Origin of the sequence: Blastococcus jejuensis (genome assembly GCF_039534705.1) — a bacterium.
GTDB lineage: Bacteria > Actinomycetota > Actinomycetes > Mycobacteriales > Geodermatophilaceae > Blastococcus_B > Blastococcus_B jejuensis.
Genome location: NZ_BAAAVV010000001.1, coordinates 335781 through 353055 on the forward strand (window position 1 = coordinate 335781; position 17275 = coordinate 353055).

Below are 17275 nucleotides of genomic sequence, written 5' to 3' on the forward strand. Positions count from 1 at the left end.
CCTTTCTCAGACGTCCTCGACGGAGGAGGGCTCGCGACGGCTGAGGTCGATGCCCAGCTCCTCCGCGGCCCGGAACACCTCGTCGTCGGTGTCGCGCAGCTCGATCGCCTGGCCGTCGCCGGAGAGCACCTCGACGTTGAGGCAGAGCGACTGGAGCTCCTTGAGCAACACCTTGAACGACTCCGGGATGCCCGGCTCCGGGATGTTCTCGCCCTTGACGATCGCCTCGTAGACCTTGACGCGGCCCAGGATGTCGTCGGACTTGATGGTCAGCAGCTCCTGCAGCGCGTACGCCGCGCCGTAGGCCTGCATCGCCCAGCACTCCATCTCACCGAAGCGCTGGCCACCGAACTGCGCCTTACCACCCAGTGGCTGCTGCGTGATCATCGAGTACGGGCCGGTCGAACGGGCGTGGATCTTGTCGTCGACCAGGTGCAGGAGCTTCAGGATGTAGACGTAGCCCACCGAGATCGGCTCGGGGAAAGGCTCCCCCGACCGGCCGTCGAACAACCGCGCCTTGCCGGTCGGCTCGACCATCCGGTCGCCGTCGCGGTTCGGCGTCGTCGAGCCCAGGAGGCCGATGATCTCGTCCTCCTTGGCGCCGTCGAACACCGGCGTCGCGGTCCGGGTGCCGGGACCCGCCGACTTGGCGCCCTCGGGCAGGTTCTTCGCCCAGTCCGGGGTGCCCTCGACCTGCCAGCCCTGCTTGGCGACCCACCCGAGGTGGGTCTCCAGGACCTGACCGACGTTCATCCGGCCGGGCACGCCGAGCGGGTTGAGGACGATGTCGACCGGAGTGCCGTCCTGGAGGAACGGCATGTCCTCCTGCGGCAGGATCTTCGCGATGACGCCCTTGTTCCCGTGGCGACCGGCGAGCTTGTCGCCGTCGGAGATCTTGCGCATCTGGGCGACGTAGACCCGGATCAGCTCGTTGACGCCGGCGGGCAGCTCGTCGCCGTCCTCGCGGGAGAACACGCGGACGCCGATGACCTTGCCGGACTCACCGTGCTTGACCTTCAGCGACGTGTCGCGCACCTCGCGGGCCTTCTCACCGAAGATCGCCCGCAGCAGCCGCTCCTCGGGGGTCAGCTCGGTCTCGCCCTTGGGCGTGACCTTGCCGACGAGGATGTCGCCGGGGACGACCTCGGCACCGATGCGGATGATGCCGCGCTCGTCGAGGTCGGCGAGGACCTCCTCGGAGACGTTCGGGATGTCCCGGGTGATCTCCTCGGCACCGAGCTTGGTGTCGCGGGCGTCGACCTCGAACTCCTCGATGTGGATCGAGGACAGGACGTCGTCCTGCACGAGGCGCTGCGACAGGATGATCGCGTCCTCGTAGTTGTGGCCCTCCCACGGCATGAAGGCGACGAGCAGGTTCTTGCCCAGCGCCATCTCGCCCTGGTCGGTGCACGGTCCGTCGGCGATGACCTGGCCGACCTCGACCCGCTGACCCTCGTCGACGACGGGGCTCTGGTTGATCGAGGTGCCCTGGTTCGAGCGGCGGAACTTCAGCAGCCGGTAGGTCTGCCGGGTGCCGTCGTCGGCCATGACGGTGACGTAGTCAGCGGTGGAGTCCTCGACCACACCGGCCTTCTCCGCGGTGACGACGTCGCCGGCGTCGACGGCGGCACGCAGCTCCATGCCGGTGCCGACCAGCGGGGCCTCGCTGCGCAGCAGCGGCACCGCCTGACGCTGCATGTTCGCGCCCATGAGCGCGCGGTTGGCGTCGTCGTGCTCGAGGAACGGGATCATCGCCGTCGCGACCGAGGTCATCTGCCGCGGCGAGACGTCCATGTAGTCCACGTTCTCGGGGGCGAGGTAGTCGACCTCACCGCCCTTGGTGCGGACCAGGACGCGCTCCTCGGCGAAGCGACCCTGCGCGTCGAGCGGGGAGTTGGCCTGCGCGACGACGAAGCGGTCCTCCTCGTCGGCGGTCAGGTAGTCGATCTGGGTGCTGACCACGCCGTTGTTCACGCGGCGGTACGGCGTCTCGATGAAGCCGAACGCGTTGACGCGGCCGAACGCCGACAGCGAGCCGATCAGGCCGATGTTCGGGCCTTCCGGGGTCTCGATCGGGCACATCCGGCCGTAGTGGCTGGGGTGCACGTCGCGGACCTCCATGCCGGCCCGCTCACGCGACAGACCGCCCGGACCCAGCGCCGACAGGCGGCGCTTGTGGGTCAGGCCCGCGAGCGGGTTGGTCTGGTCCATGAACTGGGACAGCTGGCTGGTGCCGAAGAACTCCTTGATGGAGGCGACGACCGGCCGGATGTTGATCAGGGTCTGCGGCGTGATCGCCTCGACGTCCTGGGTCGTCATCCGCTCGCGGACCACGCGCTCCATGCGGGAGAGGCCGACCCGGATCTGGTTCTGGATCAGCTCGCCGACGGTGCGCAGGCGACGGTTGCCGAAGTGGTCGATGTCGTCGACGCCGTGCTCGGGCTCGCCGGCGTGGAGACGCACGACGTACTCGATGGTGGCGACGATGTCGTCCTCGGTCAGCGTGCTGGTGCCCTGCGGCACCTCGACGCCCAGCTTCTTGTTGACCTTGTACCGGCCGACCTTGGCCAGGTCGTAGCGCTTCGGGTTGAAGAACAGGTTCTCCAGCAGCGCCTGCGCCGACTCACGCGTCGGCGGCTCGCCCGGACGCAGCTTGCGGTAGATGTCGAGCAGGGCCTCGTCCTGCCCGGCGATGTGGTCCTTCTCCAGGGTGGCGAGGACGGTCGGCGACCACTGGAAGTGCTCGCGGATGCGGTCCTCGGTCCAGCCCAGCGCCTTCAGCAGCACGGTGACCGGCTGCCGGCGCTTGCGGTCGATCCGGACGCCGACGGTGTCGCGCTTGTCGACGTCGAACTCCAGCCACGCACCGCGGCTGGGGATGACCTTGGCGCTGAAGACGTCCTTGTCCGACGTCTTGTCCAGGGTCTTGTCGAAGTAGACGCCCGGGCTGCGGACCAGCTGGGAGACGACGACGCGCTCGGTGCCGTTGATGACGAACGTGCCCTTGTTCGTCATGATCGGGAAGTCGCCCATGAACACCGTCTGGCTCTTGATCTCGCCGGTGGTGTTGTTCATGAACTCGGCGGTGACGAACAGCGGCGCCGCGTAGGTCATGTCCTTGTCCTTGCACTCCTCGAGCGACGCCTTGACGTCCTCGAAGCGCGGGTTGGAGAAGGACAGCGACATCGAGCCGCTGAAGTCCTCGATCGGGGAGATCTCCTCGAGGATCTCGGCGAGACCGCCGACGGCGTCGGCCTGCTCCTCGGGCGAGAGCGTCGCGCGCCACTCGGGGCTGCCGATGAGCCAGTCGAACGATGCGGTCTGCAGAGCCAGGAGGTCGGGGACCTCGAGGGGCTCGGAGATCTTCGCGAACGACACCCGAAGCGGTGCGCCGGGGATCTTCTGCTGGTCGGCCTCGCCGGTGCGGGGGCCGGTCTGGGGGTTCTGCTGGGTAGTGCTGGTGGGCGTGCTGGTGGGGCGAGAGCCTGCCAAGATGCGTCCTTCCAAGGACCTCACGACGTGCGGGCGGTGGGTGCGGGGTTCGTCCTGGGTCGTCGTCGGTATCAGCAAGGCTGACCGTCTGGACTGGTGGTCCTGACCGGTGGTCGACCGGGTGTCCGGGAGCGGCTCCCGGGCACCCCTGGTGACCCGTCGGTAGCGGGCAGGCAGTCAGAGGGCAGCGCAACAGGAGACCCTACCCCTGCCTCGAGGCGCTGTCCACGTCGGGGGGCCCGTAGCGACCGACGCCACACCCGGGAAGGACCAGCGACCCCGCGAGGCGGGGAACCGTCCGTCCCATGATGCCAGTCCGCGGCCGGTTGCGGGACCGCCACGCCGCGGCCTTCTCCGGGTCGGGCCCTTCTTCAGCTGGTCGTCAGCAGGGTGAGCTCGCTGATCTTCCATTCGCCGTCGACCTGGAGGACGCGCACCTGGACGGTCTGGGTGCAGGACTGCTCCCCCTCCGGGGTCACCTGGCACTCCGACCCCTCGGGTGCCTCCTGGTCGCCGCTGTTGACCGACTTGACCACGTACTGCCCGAAGACGACCAGGGTCGCGGTGTCCTGGGCGTCGTTGATCTGCTGCAGCCCGACGTCGAGGACGTCGTAGCGGGTGGTCGCCGACACCTGCTCGTAGGTGTCGATGATCCCGCCCTGCTCCAGGTCGGCCTCGTACTGCTGGCGCAGGTCACCGGTGAGCACCTCGAGCTTCCGCTCGATGCTGCCCTCGGAGTCGCGGTAGTCGTAGGCGTAGAGCGCCACCACCCCGTCGCGCGTCGCCGCGAAGATCGACGAGTCCACGTGGCTGGGGTTCAGCCGCTGCCAGAGCAGCAGCCCGACCCCGGCCGCAGCGACCAGGCACAGCAGGGCGAGCACCAGTGCGAGGGCCGGCAGCCGCCGGCGGGTCGTAGTGGCCGCACCGCCCGCGCGGGTGGTGCCGCGCTTCGCGGTCGCGGCGGCCCGGGACGCCGACGTCCTGGCCGGACGTGCCGTGCTCTTCTTCGCAGTCGTCGAGCCGTCGCCCTTCGAGACGCCGCCCTCCGAGACGCCGGCCTTCGCGACGCCGCCCTTCGCGACGCCGCCCTTCGCGACGCCGCCCTTCGAGACGTCGCCCGTCGTCGCAGACGTCGAGACGTCGGCCTCGGGGGTCTCGTCGCGCGGCCGCGGGGCAGGTGTCGTGCGCGGAGTGCGGGCCCGGGCCTCGCCCTCCTCCCGCTCGCGGCGGCTGCCCGCCACGCGGGGGCGGGGGCTGGGTCGGGGTGTCGCGGTGGGACGCGGCCGCGGCGCGGGGCGGGGCCGGTCCTCCGGGGTCTCGGTCATCGCCGCCTCACGCTCCCGTGATCGTCGAGAGGACCCAGCGACCGTCGACGTGCTGCATCTCGACCTCGATGCGGTACTTCACGACCTCCGCCTGCTCGCTGGCGTTCGTCTCGCGGGTCGTCTGGATGACCAGGAGGACGGTGGCGTCCTCGGAGTCGGCCCGGGTGACGCCGGCGCCGATCACCTCGGTGCTCACGATGGCCTCCGCGTCGGTGATCTCCTGCCGCCGGCTGTCGAGCTGCTCGACCGCCCCGTCGCGCAGGTCGCCGATGGCGACCCGGCGCACCTGCTCGATGTCGTCGTCGAGGGTGAGGTGGTCGAAGGAGGTGAAGTCCACGATGTTGGACCGCGCGGCCTGGAGCACCTCGACGTAGTCGTCGGTCGTCACGGCCGACGGCTCGGCCCGGGTGAACCACAGGAAACCCCCGGCGGCCAGCAGGAGCGCCAGCAGCACGCCCAGCACGGGGACCAGCGGCAGCGACGGTCGACCGCGCCGCCGGCGTCCCTCGCCGTCGCCACCCGATCCGTCGTCGCCCGCGGTACGCCCGTCGGGGTCCTCGTCGGCCTCCGGAGAGGCCGCCGTCGCGGCCTTCGCCGTGCCGGCCTGCTTCCGCCGGCGTGTGCGCGTCGGCTCCGTCGTCTCCGCCGCGGCCCCCTCCGCGGTGGTCTCGTCGGGCTCGCGCCCCTCGGTGGTGGACAGGTCCTCGTCCTCCACCGGCGGGCGGGCCCGCGCATCGCTGATCACCCGCAGGATTCTCCTTGTCGTCTCGTATGGGGGGCCGGCGGCGTGCCGCGGTCAGCCCAGGATGCGGGAGAAGGGGTTGGCGTGCAGGAGGCCGCCGACCACCTCGTCGAGAACACTGCCGGCCGGAGGGTGACCGCCGACCTCGCTGGCCGGCTGACCGCTGCCGGTGCCGCCGCTGCGGCCGATGTTCTGCTCGCCCCGGATGTTCGAACCCGACTCGTCGGTGCTGTCCCCCGGATTCGGGTCGACGCCGTTGATGACGCGGCAGCGCACCGCGTCGGTGTCGGCGTTCTGGACGGCGCCGGGGCTGGGCAGCTGCGCCGACGCGAGGTACCCGGTCTGGCAGGGGTGCGGGTCGCCGGCGTTGGCCACGAAGCCGAAGTGCGAGCGCATCTCCCCGTCGGCGTCGCGCCGCACGACGCTGAATCCGCCGGAGACGACGTCGGGATAGGTGACCAGCATCTGCTCGACGCCGGCGAGCCGAGGGATCGTCACGCCGTTGAGGATGTCCAGGTTGCGCACCAGCGAGCCCAGGCCCGGCCCCGCGTTCTCCACGAGTTGCTCCAGGGCGGCGCCGGCATCCGGCGAGTTCACGACCAGGCTGCGGATGGTCGGGTCCATGTCGACCAGGGTGTCGCTGACCAGCCGCAGGTCCGAGGCCCACTGCTGGATCGCCGAGCGGCTCTCCACCTGGGTGTCGAGCACGGTCTGGCCGTCGGTGATCAACCGCAGCGTCTGGGGCAGCGACTCCTCGGCCCGCGCGAGCAGCAGGTCGCCGTTGTCGATCAACCGCCCGAGGTCGTCTCCCGCCCCGGCGAAGGCCTGGCCGAGCTCGTCGATGACGATCCGCAGGTTCTCCTGGTCGATCGAGCCGACCAGCTCGTCCATGTGCAGCAGCAACTGCTCCACCGGGACCGGGATCGAGGTGTTCTCGACCGGGATGACCGAGCCGTCCTCGAGGAAGGGCCCGCCCTCGGCGGCGGGACGGAGGTCGACGTACTGCTCCCCCACCGCGCTCCGGGTGGCGACGAACGCCTCCGTGTCGGCCGGGATCGGGTCCGCGTCGGGGTCGATGGTCAGCGTCACCCGGACGCCGTCGTCGACCAGCTGCATGTCGGTGACCCGGCCGACGGCCACGCCTCGGTGGGTGACCTCGGCGTTGACGAAGATCCCGCCCGAGTTGGTGAAGTCGGCCGCGACGTCGTATCCGTTGCCGAGGATCGCCCGGTCGAGGCCCACGTAGTTGAACCCCAGGTAGGACATGCCCAGGACCGCCAGGGCGGCGAAGGCCAGCAGCTTCAGTTTCGTCTTGCGGGTGATCATCCCTGGCCTCCCGGGAGCTGCGGCAGGCCGGGCAGCCCGGCGTCGCCCGAGGTGGTCCCGTCGACGACGCGGCCGGCGATGTCACCCGGCAGGGTCCCCAGACCGGTGGAGCCGTCCGCCGACGTCGAGTCCGCCCCGCCCTGCTGGTTGCCCGGCGGGCTGCCCGGGATCCCGCAGGCGTCACCGGCGACGTCCTCCGGCTCGAGTTCCTCGATGCCGCCGGTGACCGGGTCGATCGCGTAGCGGCACAGCAGGTTGGACAGGTCGAGGTCGATGGTGGCGGTCATGTTGGTGAACAGGGCGTACCCACCGGTCTGCGCGTCGCGGTAGTTCAGCGCCGACAGGGAGCTGTCGGGGAAGGGGTAGGTCAGCAGCAGGGGCAGCGAGTTGGCCAGGTCCGGGCCGGCCGCCGCCAGCTGGGTCAGGATCGGCTGGAGCGCCTGGAGGTCGGCGATGGTGTTCTCCGCCGACTGGTTGATGATCCGGGTGCCGACGTCGCCCAGCCGGGCCAGACCCTCGAGCATGTCGACGAGCAGGTCGCGCTGCTCGTTGATGACGTCGAGGCCCGGGCCGATCGTGTCGAGGGCGGTCTCGATGGTCGCCGTCCGGGCGGCCAGGGTCTCGGCGAGCGCGTTGACGCTGTCGAGGGCCCGGTTGATCTCCGCCTTCTGCTCGTCGAGACCACCGATGAAGGTGTCGAGCTGGTCGAGGGTGTTGGCGATGCCGTCCTCCCGGCCCTCCAGCGCGATGCCGACCTCGTGGTTGATCGTCTGGAGCTGGGCCAGGCCGCCGCCGTTGAGGACGAGGGAGAGCGCGCCGAGCAGCTCCTCCACCTCGACGTTGCGGTTCGTCCGCTCCAGCGGGATCAGCGAGCCGTCCTCGAGCGTGCCGACGGGTTCCTCGTTGCCCGGCGGCGCGAGCTCGACGAACTTCTCCCCCAGCAGCGACGACTGCTGGATCGCCGCGACCGCGTTGGCGGGCAGCTCCACGTCGCCGTTGACCGAGATGGTCACGACGGCGGTCCAGTCGTCGCCGAGCTCGATCTCCTCGACCCGCCCGACGGGCACGTCGGCGACCTTGACCCCGGACTGCTGGACCAGGTCGAGCACGTCGAGGAACTCAACCTGCACCGTGTAGGGGTCGTCGCCGAGATCGGCGCCCCCGGGCAGGGAGAAGGAGTACGCGCCGCGGAAGCCACAGCCCCCGAGCAGCAGCACCCCGGCTCCGAGCGCGGCGATCCGCCGCACGGTCCCCGTCATGACTGGTCTCCCGTCGTCACCGGCGGGAAGCCGATCGGCGCCCCGCCCGGCGCACCCGGAGCGCTGCCGCCCCAGATCTCGTTCCACAGCTGCTCGAGGTCGGACTGCCCGTTGCCGTCGAGGTCGTCGACGGCGCCGTCGTTGTTCGCGTCGCCGGAGAGCAGCCGCGCGCAGATGCGCTCGGTCTGCGGCAGGCCCAGCAGTGCCCCCGGGTCGCGCAGGTCGAGTCCGGCGGGCAGCTGCAGCCGCCCCAGCTGGGCGAGGACGCCGCAGACCACGATCTCGGGGTTGTTGGCCCCCAGGCCGGTGTCGCGGGTGTCGAGCGTGCCGTAGTCGGGGTTGTAGGCGTGCGCCAGGTTGCCCAACGCGGCGGGCGCGGTCTCGAGCACCTCGGCCATCGCCTGGCGCTGCTGCACCAGTGCCAGGGTCACGTCGGCCAGCTTGTTGACGTTGGCGGTGAGCAGGTCGGTGTTGTCCTGGATGAAGCCGGCGACGTCGGCCAGCGCCTGGTCGAGCAGCGCGAACGCGTCGGCGAGGTCCTGCCGCTCGCCCTCGAGCAGGTCGGCGACCGCCGCCATGTTGTCGTTGAAGGCACCCACCTGCGCGTCGATGGTGGCCAGCGCGCTGGTGAAGACCTGGAGGTTGTCCAGCGAGGAGAACAGGTCGTCCCGGTGGGTGGCCAGTGTCTCCACGGCCTGCGAGAAGCCGGTGAGGGTGCGGTTGAGCGCCTCGCCGTTGCCCTCGAGGTTGGCCGCGCCGACGTCGACGAGGTCCGACAGGGCGCCGTTCTCGTTGGCGCCGTCGGGGCCGAGCGCGGCCGACAGCTCGTCGAGCGCGCCGTAGACCTGGTCGAGCTCGACCGGCGTCGCCGTGCGCTCCAGCGGCACCTCGGCGCCGTCCTCCATGGTCGGCCCGCCGTCGTACACCGGGGCGAACTGCACGTAGCGGTCCGAGACCAGCGACGGGGCGAGGACGACGGCATCGGCATCGGCCGGGATGTCGTACTCGTCGTCGATGAGCATGTCGACGCGGACCTTGTCGCCGAGGGCGACGACGTCCTCGATCTCACCGACGTCGATGCCCAGGATCCGGACGTCGGAGCCCGGGTAGAGGCCGACGGTGCCGGTGAAGTACGCGGTGACCCGGTACTGCCCGGCCGGCTTGAGGATCGTCCAGCCCAGCGCCGCCAGGAGGACGATCGCCGCGGCGAAGGCCACGCCGCGCTGCAGGGAGCCGCTCATCAGTTCCCCTCCGAACAGGACACCGGCAGGGGCGCGGTGCCGGCGCCCGTGCACACGGCCGACCCGAGGATGGTCGGCAGCAGGTCGTTGACGAAGCTGTCGAACCAGCGGCCGGTGCCGAGGGTGTTGGTGAAGACGCGGACGAACGGCGCGAGGTTGTTCACGGTCTGCGCCAGGGCCGCCCGGTTCCGGGACAGGATGTCGGTGACCGTGTTGAGCTGCTGCAGCGCCGGGGTCAGCGCCTCGCGGTTGTCGTCGACCAGGCCCGACAGCTGGCGGGACAGCTCCTGCGTGCTGGTGAGGATCGAGTCGATGAGCGCCCGACGCTCCTGGACGGCGGTGAGCAGCGTGTTGGAGTCGACGATCAGCTGGTTGAACTCACCGTTCCGGTCGGCGAGGACCTGTGTGACCTGCCGCGTCGCCGAGAGCAGCTGCCCGAGCTGGGCATCGCGGGACGCGATCGTGTCCGACAGTCGCGCCAGGCCCTGCAGGGAGGTGCGGACCTCGTCGGGGGTGTCGGCGAAGGTCTCCGCCATCACCTCGAAGGAGCTGGCCAGCTGCTCGGTGTCGATGTCCTCGACGGTGGTGGAGAGGTCGGCGAACGCCTCGACGACGTCGTAGGGCGACGCGGTCCGGTCCAGCGGGATCGGATCGTCCGGGTTCAGCTCCCCGGACCCCCGCGGCACCAGCGCCAGGTACTTCGCACCCAGCACCGTCTCGATCTTGATGGCGGCCTCGGACCGGTCGCCGACGAAGGCGTCCTCGACCCGGAACTCGACCATGACGGCGCCGTCCTCCAGCGCCAGGCTCTCGACCTTCCCGACCTTCACGCCGGCCACCCGCACGGGGTCGTCGGCCTGGAGCCCCGCGGCCTCGGAGAACTGCGCCTTGTAGACGGTGCCGCCGCCGATGATCGGCAGGTTCTGGGCGTTGAAGGCCATGAACACCAGCAGCGCGATCACGCCGAGGCTGATCGCCCCGATGGGAACCGGGTTGCGGTCGCGGAACGGCTTGGACTCCCTCGCCATCAGCTGCACCCCTCCGCTCCGCTGTCGATGGACGTGCTGGTGACGGCGGTCTCCCCCGTGGGGCCGGTCGCCGGGAGCGTGACCGTGGCGTCCGAACTGCACATGAAGAAGTTGAACCAGCTGCCGTTGATCGCGGTGCGCGTGATCAGATCGATCTTGGTCGGGGCCAGCTGCAGGAAGTCCTCGACCAGCTGGCCGTCCTCGGCGAGGTTGGTCGACAGGTCGCCGAGCGCCTCGATGTCGGCTGCCAGCGGCGCCCGGGCCTCGGCCAGGAAGTCGCTGGTCGTGACGGCCAGCGTGTCGATGGTCTGCAGGGAGTCGAAGATGGCGTCGCGGTCGCCGGCCAGGCCGGTGACGAACTGCTGCAGGCTCACGATCAGGCTCGACAGCTGCTGGTCGCGGGCCGCCACGCTGCTCAGGACCGTGCTCAGGTTGTCGATCATCGAGCCGATGACGGCGTCCTTGTCGGCCAGGGAATCGGTGAGCGACGCGACGTGGCCGAGCAGGCTCTCCACCGTGCCGCCCTCGCCCTGGAACACCTGGATGATCTCGTAGGACAGCCGGTTCATGTCGGTCGGCGACAGCGCCTGCAGCAGCGGCTGGAACCCGCCGAAGAGCGTGGTGAGGTCCAGCGCCGGCTTCGTCTGCGCCAGCGGGATCACGTCGTTCGCCTTCAGCATCTCGCCCCCGGCGCCGTCGCCCTCGGTGAGGGCGATGTAGCGCTGCCCGACGAGGTTGCGGTAGCGGATCGTCGCCTGGACACCGCTCGGCACCGGGATGTCGGCCGCGACCTCGAGCTCGACCTCGGCCACCGGCCGGTCGGTCTGGTCGGGGGCCAGGCCGATCCCGATGACCTGGCCGACGCGGACGCCGGCGATGCGGACCTCGTCGCCCTCGACGAGCCCCGCGACGTCGGTGAACTGAGCCCGGTAGGCGACCTGCTCGCCGTACCCCGCGTTGGTGATCGTGCTGATCAGCACGTAGCTCGCCATGATCGTGACCAGGGCGAAGACCACCAGCTTGACCAGCGGCCCGGCCATGCCCCGCAGCTGCCCCTTCACAGCTGCACCCCCGCTTCCACGTTGGGCGGTCCGATCAGCAGTCGCGCGTTGCTTCCCGCGGTCATCGGAACATCACCTGCGTCCCCCGCAGCAGCGGCGCCATCGTCGACGCCGACAGGTCGGACACCTCGGAGGGGTCCGTGCCGGTCTGGTAGCCGAGGATGCTGCGCACGAAGTCCAGCTCGGCCGTCGATCCCGGCAGGCTGAACGGCGCCGACTGCCCCTGGGTCGCGGTGCTGTTCGGGTCGCCCGCCCCCGGAGGGGCGTCGTCCGGACCGCGGCCGCCGAGGCAGTTCGGGTTGCCGTAGTACGGGCTGTCGGGTGAGTTCACGCCGTCCCTCGGAGCGTCGGGGCAGTAGTACTCGCCGTTCTGCGCGGCCGCCATCATCGCGTCGATGTCGGTCAGGCCTCGGCAGTCGGGGCCGGACTGGTCGGCGTACTGCGGCTGGTCACCGGGCATGTACGGGTTCCGCGGCGGCAGGCTGACGACGATGTTGAGGTTCAGTGCCGGGTCGCCGTCGGCACCGAACGTCTCGGCGATCATCGGGTTGGACCGCGCGAGCCCCTCGAGCAGGCACGTGTACATCGGCGAGTACTCCGCGAACAGGCCCAGGACGGGACGGGAGGTCTCGGCCAGGGAGATGAGGTTCCGCTCGTTGGTCTCCAGGAACCCGGCGGTCACGTTGGTGGAGCTGCTGCCCACGGTGAACGTCCGGCGCAGCTGCTCCTCCTGGTCGACGATGGTCGAGTTCGTGACGGCCAGGTTGTCCAGCACCGCGAGCAGGTCCTCGGCGGCCGAGTCGTAGGTGTCGGCGAAGTCGGCCAGCCGGGCGATGTCGGCCTGCAGCTCGGGCAGGACCGTGTTGACCTCACCGAAGTACTCGCCCGTCGCCACGAGGTTGTCGCCGAGCGACTCACCCCGACCGCGGACGGCGTCGGCGATCGCGCCCAGCGTGTAGGCGAGGTCCTGCGGCTGGACCGCCTGCAGCAGCGGCAGCGTGTCGTCGATGACCCGCTGCAGCTCGATGGCGTTCTCCGAACGGTCCTGCCCGATCACGTCGCCGTCGCCGAGGCGTTCCTGGGAAGGCTGCTCCGGGATCTCGAGCGAGACGAACCGTTCGCCGAAGAGCGTCTTCGGCAGCAGCCGGGCGCTGACGTCGGCCGGGATCTGGTCGAGGTAGTCCGGGTTGATCGCCAGCTGGATCGTGGCGCCGTCGGCGTCGGCCGACACCTCGCGCACGTCGCCGACGATCACGCCGCGCACCTTGACGTCGGAGGCCTCCTGCAGCTGGCTGCCCGCGGTGTCGGTCTCCAGCGTCACCATCGCCACTTCGGTGAACGCCTTCTTGTACATGGCCACCGACAGCCCGAGCAGCATGGCCAGGACGACCAGGAACGCCAGCCCCTGGATGCGTCGCCTGATGACCAGACCTCTCCCCCGTGCACTCATGTCAGTTCACCCCGCGATCCGGACGGTCGTCGTGGAGCCCCAGATGGCCAGGGACAGGAACAGATCGATGATGTTGACGGCCACGATCGAGAACCGGACCGCGCGGCCCACGGCCAGCCCCACGCCGGCGGGGCCGCCGCTGGCCCGGTAGCCGTAGTAGCAGTGCGTCAGGATGATCACGACCGCGAACACGAGCACCTTGAGGAACGACCACAGCACGTCCTGCGGTGGCAGGAACAAGTTGAAGTAGTGGTCGTAGGTGCCGGCCGACTGGCCGTACGCCTGGGTGGCGATCAGCCGCGTCGCGAAGTAACTGGTGAGCAGTCCCAGGACGTACAGCGGGATGACGGCGATGAAGCCGGCGATGATCCGGGTGGTCACCAGGAACGGCAGCGACGGCACGCCCATGACCTCCAGGGCGTCGATCTCCTCGTTGATCCGCATGGCGCCGATCTGGGCGGTGAAGCCGCAGCCGACCGTGGCCGACAGCGCCAGCCCGGCGACCAGGGGCGCGATCTCGCGGGTGTTGAAGTACGCGGAGAGGAACCCGGTGAACGCCGAGGTGCCGAGCTGGTCCAGGGCGGCGTAGCCCTGCAGCCCGACCTCCGTGCCGGTGAAGAACGACAGGAAGGCGATGACGCCGACGGTGCCGCCGATGACCGCCAGCGCGCCGGTGCCGAAGGTGACCTCGGCCAGCAGGCGCGCGGTCTCCTTCTTGTAGCGGTGCAGCGTGCGCGGCGTCCACGCCAGCGCCCGCGCGTAGAAGCTGATCTGGTCGCCGAGGTCGTCGAGGGTGCCCAGCGGCTTGCGGTACGTCTTCTTGAGCTTGCGCAGGCCGACCCGCACGCGGTCGGTGGGTGAGAGAAGCGCCATGTCAGCGGCCTCCCCGCTTGGAACCGATCCCGCGCTCAGGCGGGCAGGTGACAGCCATGTCACTGCCCCTTCGGCGGCACGAGCTGGAAGTAGATCGCGGTGATCACGAAGTTCACGGCGAACAGCAGCAGGAACGTGATCACCACGGACTGGTTCACCGCATCCCCGACGCCCTTGGGACCGCCCCCCGCGCGCAGCCCCTTGTAGGAGGCGACGATCGCCGCGATGAGCCCGAAGATCAATGCCTTGATCTCCCCGGACCAGAAGTCCTCGACTTGTGCGAGGGCGCTGAAGGACGCGAGATAGGCGCCGGGTGTGCCGCCTTGCAGGATGACGTTGAAGAAGTAGCCACCCGCGACACCGACGACGCTGACCAGGCCGTTGAGCAGGACGGCGACGAGCATCGAGGCGAGCACGCGGGGCACGACGAGCCGCTGGATCGGGCTGATGCCCAGGACCTCCATCGCGTCGATCTCGTCGCGGATCTTCCGGGCCCCGAGGTCGGCGCAGATCGCCGAGCCGCCGGCGCCGGCGATGAGCAGCGCGGTGACGATCGGCGCGGCCTCGCGCAGGACGGCGAGCACCGAGGCCGAACCGGTGAAGGACTGGGCGCCGAGCTGGCGCGTCAGGGACCCGAGCTGCAGCGCGATCACCGCGCCGAACGGGATGGCGACCAGCGCGGTCGGGATGATCGTGACGCTCGCGACGAACCAGGCCTGCTGCAGGAACTCGCGGACCTGGAAGGGCCGCTTGGGCAGCGCCCTCATCACGTCGAGGAAGAACGCGAAGAGGTTGCCGCTGGCGGCGAGCGGCCGGGTCGGGGAGAACTTGCCGTCGAACAGCCCCGGCGCCGTGGGCTTGTCGGTCGCCGTCACCCCTCACCTCCCTGGCGGGGGATCGTGGCGGTGGCAGCCCGGCCCTGGGCGTCGGCCTCCGGGGCCCAGTGCCGGCCACCGGATCCGGGCGTGGACGTGAAGGCACCGGCGTCGGCCTGGGCCAGCAGGTCCTCGGGCAGCGACTTGCGGATCGCTGCCTGCGTCTCCTCGTCGAAGTCGTGCAGCATGCGGGCGACCCGCTCCTGCCGGCGCCGCTCCGCCTTCCGCTCGGGCAGCCCCTCGCTGGGTGTCAGCTGCGGCGGGACGGCGTCCCCACCCGAGGCGCCCTTGGGGCCGACCCCGTTGTGGGAGTCGCCGCCACGCTCCTCGAGCGCCTTCATCTCGGCCTCGACCTGCGCGACGTCCTTCTCCTCGCTCATGCCGATCGGGCCCTCGCGGCGGCCGTTGAGGAACTGGCGGACGACGGGCTCCTGCGAGGTGAGCAGCTGCTCGCGCGGGCCGAACATGACCAGGTTGCGGCGGAAGAGCAGGCCGAGGTTGTCGGGCACGGTCCGCGCCGTCCCGATGTCGTGCGTGACGATGAGGAAGGTGGCGTCGATCTGGGCGTTCAGGTCGACGATCAGCTGGTTCAGGTAGGCCACGCGGACCGGGTCGAGACCGGAGTCCGGCTCGTCGAACAGGATGATCTCGGGGTCGAGCACCAGGGCGCGGGCGAGACCTGCGCGCTTGCGCATACCGCCGGAGATCTCACCGGGGAGCTTTCCCTCGGCACCCTGCAGACCGACCATGTCCATCTTCTCGAGGACGATCCGCTTGATGTCGGCTTCGCTCTTCTTCGTGTGCTCGCGCAGCGGGAAGGCGATGTTGTCGAAGAGGTTCATCGACCCGAACAGGGCGCCGTCCTGGAACAGGACGCCGAACAGCTTCCGGATCTCGTAGAGCTTGTGCTCGCTGGTGCGGACGATGTCGGTGTCGGTGATGACGATGGAACCCTTCTCGGGCTTCAGCAGGCCGACCAGCGACTTCAGGAAGACCGACTTGCCGGTGCCGGACGGCCCGAGCAGCACGGAGATCTCCCCCGGCGGCAGCGTGAGCGTGACATCGCTCCAGATGTTCTGGCTGCCGAACGACTTGGTCAGCCCCTCGACCTCGACCGCGACGCCCACGTGTTCCTCCAGCTCCGCTCCGGCTGCGTTGCCGGTCCCCGCCCCGCCGCAACGGCGAGCCCCGGCAGTGTGCGGCGTCCCGGGCGCCGTCGCATCCGGACGACCGCGATCCGCATCAATCCCTACTCATCAGTAACGACAGCGCGGCCGTCAGGTTACGTGTGTCACGTAGTTTCCGTGACCGCCGTCTCCTACACCTCGCGGCGGAGGAAATCACCTGTCCGGTGGAACGCCACAGGGCCGCCCTTCCCGGAGGAAGGACGGCCCTGTGGCGACGTACTGGAACGGCCCCGGCGCAGGGTCCCGGCCCGAGCGGAGCGAGGGCTGGGGGCGCCGGGGTCCTTACTTGACGGTGACGGTGGCGCCGGCGCCCTCGAGGGCAGCCTTGGCCTTGTCGGCAGCAGTCTTGTCGACCTTCTCCAGGACCGGCTTCGGCGCGTTGTCGACCAGGTCCTTGGCCTCCTTGAGGCCGAGCGAGGTCAGGCCGCGCACCTCCTTGATGACCTGGATCTTCTTGTCGCCGGCGGCCTCGAGGATGACGTCGAACTCGTCCTGCTCGGCAGCGGCCTCCTCGCCACCGCCGCCGCCACCGGCGGCCGGGGCGGCCGCGACGGCCACGGGGGCAGCCGCGGTGACCTCGAAGGTCTCCTCGAACTGCTTCACGAAGTCGGACAGCTCGAGGAGGGTCATCTCCTTGAACGCGTCGAGCAGGTCGGCGCTGGAAAGCTTCGCCATGGTGATCTCCTTCTGGGGTCAGTCGTCGCTGGCCGCGTCGGCGGCAGCGGTGTCGGCGGTGTCGGTGTCAGCAGCGGCGGTGTCCGCTGCAGTGGTGTCAGCAGCAGCGGTGTCGTCTGCGGCGGGAGCGGGAGCGGCAGCCTCGGCCGGAGCGTCGGCGGCCTTCTTCTCCTGCAGCGCGGCGGCGAGCCGGGCCATCTGGGACAGCGGGGCCTGGAACAGCCCGGCAGCCTTGGTCAGGTTGCCCTTCATCGCGCCGGCCAGCTTGGCCAGGAGGACCTCACGGCTCTCGACGTCGGCGAGGCGGGTGACCTCGCGCGCGTCGACCGTGCGGCCTTCGACGACGCCGCCCTTGACGACCAGGGCCGGGTTGGCCTTGGCGAAGTCACGGATGGCCTTGGCCGCGTTGACCGGGTCGCCCTGGATGAAGGCGATCGCGGTCGGGCCGGTGAGCAGCGGGGTGAGGTCGGTGAAGCCGACCGAGTCCGCCGCCCGCTTCGTCAGGGTGTTCTTGACGACGGCGTAGCTGCTGCCCTCACCGAGGGAACGGCGCAGCTGGGTCAGCTGCGCCACGGTCAGCCCGCGGTACTCGGTGAGCACCGCCGCACTCGAGTTCTGGAACCGCTCGGTGATCTCGTCGATCACCGCGGCCTTCGCCTGCGTGGGCATGGGCCTCCTCTCGTCTGTCGGGCGACCACCGGCCGGTGCACTGCGGGATCAGGGCCCGGAGACGAGGAACGC

The 17275-nt window shown here is 70.2% G+C and carries 14 protein-coding genes; all 14 read right to left on the reverse strand.

What is annotated here, in order from left to right; all coding sequences use genetic code 11:
- Window positions 1–6: 6 nt before the first annotated feature.
- The 14 genes from rpoB to rplJ all read right to left on the reverse strand — a co-directional run bounded on the left by rpoB (window position 7) and on the right by rplJ (window position 17203).
- Entirely contained in the window at window positions 7–3492 is a 3486-nt protein-coding gene (gene rpoB, locus ABD644_RS01615; protein WP_425547352.1) for a DNA-directed RNA polymerase subunit beta, read from the reverse strand.
- Between the two features lie 371 nt (window positions 3493–3863).
- Window positions 3864–4817: a hypothetical protein gene (locus ABD644_RS01620; protein WP_344686727.1), complete on the reverse strand. Its 954-nt coding sequence runs from the start codon at window positions 4815–4817 to the stop codon at window positions 3864–3866.
- Between the two features lie 7 nt (window positions 4818–4824).
- Window positions 4825–5562: a hypothetical protein gene (locus tag ABD644_RS01625; RefSeq protein ID WP_344686728.1), complete on the reverse strand. Its 738-nt coding sequence runs from the start codon at window positions 5560–5562 to the stop codon at window positions 4825–4827.
- A 51-nt stretch (window positions 5563–5613) separates the two neighbouring features.
- A complete protein-coding gene (locus ABD644_RS01630) occupies window positions 5614–6885 on the reverse strand; it encodes an MCE family protein (protein WP_344686730.1) in 1272 nt (423 codons plus the stop codon).
- A complete protein-coding gene (locus ABD644_RS01635; protein ID WP_344686731.1) occupies window positions 6882–8144 on the reverse strand; it encodes an MCE family protein in 1263 nt (420 codons plus the stop codon). The genes ABD644_RS01630 and ABD644_RS01635 overlap by 4 nt, the downstream gene beginning before the upstream one ends.
- Window positions 8141–9385 carry an MCE family protein gene (locus ABD644_RS01640; RefSeq protein WP_344686732.1) on the reverse strand — a complete coding sequence of 415 codons (1245 nt, stop codon included), beginning with the start codon at window positions 9383–9385 and terminating at the stop codon, window positions 8141–8143. Before ABD644_RS01640 ends, ABD644_RS01635 begins: the two co-directional genes overlap by 4 nt.
- Window positions 9385–10413, reverse strand: coding sequence for an MCE family protein (locus tag ABD644_RS01645; RefSeq protein ID WP_344686734.1), 1029 nt, complete (start codon window positions 10411–10413; stop codon window positions 9385–9387). The genes ABD644_RS01640 and ABD644_RS01645 overlap by 1 nt, the downstream gene beginning before the upstream one ends.
- Window positions 10413–11474 carry an MCE family protein gene (locus ABD644_RS01650; RefSeq protein WP_344686735.1) on the reverse strand — a complete coding sequence of 354 codons (1062 nt, stop codon included), beginning with the start codon at window positions 11472–11474 and terminating at the stop codon, window positions 10413–10415. The genes ABD644_RS01645 and ABD644_RS01650 overlap by 1 nt, the downstream gene beginning before the upstream one ends.
- A 61-nt stretch (window positions 11475–11535) precedes the next feature.
- Entirely contained in the window at window positions 11536–12924 is a 1389-nt protein-coding gene (locus ABD644_RS01655; RefSeq protein WP_344686736.1) for an MCE family protein, read from the reverse strand.
- A 6-nt stretch (window positions 12925–12930) separates the two neighbouring features.
- Entirely contained in the window at window positions 12931–13797 is an 867-nt protein-coding gene (locus tag ABD644_RS01660) for an MlaE family ABC transporter permease (protein ID WP_344686737.1), read from the reverse strand.
- A gap of 59 nt (window positions 13798–13856) precedes the next feature.
- Window positions 13857–14672 (reverse strand): MlaE family ABC transporter permease, encoded by an 816-nt coding sequence (locus ABD644_RS01665; protein ID WP_425547354.1) that lies wholly within the window; start codon window positions 14670–14672, stop codon window positions 13857–13859.
- Entirely contained in the window at window positions 14669–15799 is a 1131-nt protein-coding gene (locus tag ABD644_RS01670; RefSeq protein ID WP_344686738.1) for an ABC transporter ATP-binding protein, read from the reverse strand. Before ABD644_RS01670 ends, ABD644_RS01665 begins: the two co-directional genes overlap by 4 nt.
- A 342-nt stretch (window positions 15800–16141) precedes the next feature.
- Window positions 16142–16534, reverse strand: coding sequence for a 50S ribosomal protein L7/L12 (gene rplL / locus ABD644_RS01675; RefSeq protein WP_344686739.1), 393 nt, complete (start codon window positions 16532–16534; stop codon window positions 16142–16144).
- 18 nt (window positions 16535–16552) lie between these two features.
- Window positions 16553–17203 (reverse strand): 50S ribosomal protein L10, encoded by a 651-nt coding sequence (rplJ, locus tag ABD644_RS01680; RefSeq protein WP_425547355.1) that lies wholly within the window; start codon window positions 17201–17203, stop codon window positions 16553–16555.
- Window positions 17204–17275: the final 72 nt, after the last annotated feature.

Excerpts from the sequence above, each read along its gene's own strand:
- rplL (WP_344686739.1), bottom strand. The coding sequence starts at position 16,534 with ATGGCGAAGCTTTCCAGCGCCGACCTGCTCGACGCGTTCAAGGAGATG.
- rplJ (WP_425547355.1), bottom strand. The coding sequence starts at position 17,203 with ATGCCCACGCAGGCGAAGGCCGCGGTGATCGACGAGATCACCGAGCGG.
- ABD644_RS01655 (WP_344686736.1), bottom strand. The coding sequence starts at position 12,924 with ATGAGTGCACGGGGGAGAGGTCTGGTCATCAGGCGACGCATCCAGGGG.
- ABD644_RS01645 (WP_344686734.1), bottom strand. The coding sequence starts at position 10,413 with ATGGCGAGGGAGTCCAAGCCGTTCCGCGACCGCAACCCGGTTCCCATC.
- ABD644_RS01635 (WP_344686731.1), bottom strand. The coding sequence starts at position 8,144 with ATGACGGGGACCGTGCGGCGGATCGCCGCGCTCGGAGCCGGGGTGCTG.
- ABD644_RS01640 (WP_344686732.1), bottom strand. The coding sequence starts at position 9,385 with ATGAGCGGCTCCCTGCAGCGCGGCGTGGCCTTCGCCGCGGCGATCGTC.
- ABD644_RS01620 (WP_344686727.1), bottom strand. The coding sequence starts at position 4,817 with ATGACCGAGACCCCGGAGGACCGGCCCCGCCCCGCGCCGCGGCCGCGT.
- ABD644_RS01630 (WP_344686730.1), bottom strand. The coding sequence starts at position 6,885 with ATGATCACCCGCAAGACGAAACTGAAGCTGCTGGCCTTCGCCGCCCTG.
- ABD644_RS01660 (WP_344686737.1), bottom strand. The coding sequence starts at position 13,797 with ATGGCGCTTCTCTCACCCACCGACCGCGTGCGGGTCGGCCTGCGCAAG.